The organism is Aquimarina algiphila, assembly GCF_007489275.1.
In the GTDB taxonomy this organism is placed as follows: Bacteria; Bacteroidota; Bacteroidia; order Flavobacteriales; family Flavobacteriaceae; genus Aquimarina; species Aquimarina algiphila.
In genome coordinates this window covers 1-278 of sequence record NZ_VLNR01000229.1, presented here as the reverse complement: position 1 = coordinate 278, position 278 = coordinate 1, and the positions used below count along the sequence as shown (strand labels likewise).

The following is a 278-nucleotide window of genomic DNA, read 5'->3' as shown; positions in this document are numbered from 1 at the left end:
TATACCCTCAGTGTTGGTGGTACAACAGGTACCGGAACGATAGAAGATAATGATAATGCACCGACTATTGCTAGTGTGACTAGCGAATCAGAGACGGAAGGCACTGACTTAGTACATACGGTTACTTTAAGCAGTTCGAGTGTAGCAACTTTAACTTTTCCTTTTAGTATTACTGATGTTACGGCTACAGTGACAGCTGATTATGATACCCCACCTACTTTTAGTAATGGAGTAACACTCAATGTTGCGGGAGATGGCGTTATTATCCCAGCCGGAGT

At 42.8% G+C, this 278-nt stretch carries 1 protein-coding gene; it reads left to right on the top strand.

The features are described from left to right. Positions 1-278, top strand: a 278-nt coding sequence (locus FOF46_RS32215) for a hypothetical protein (protein WP_167572052.1), incomplete at both ends; no start/stop codon positions are given.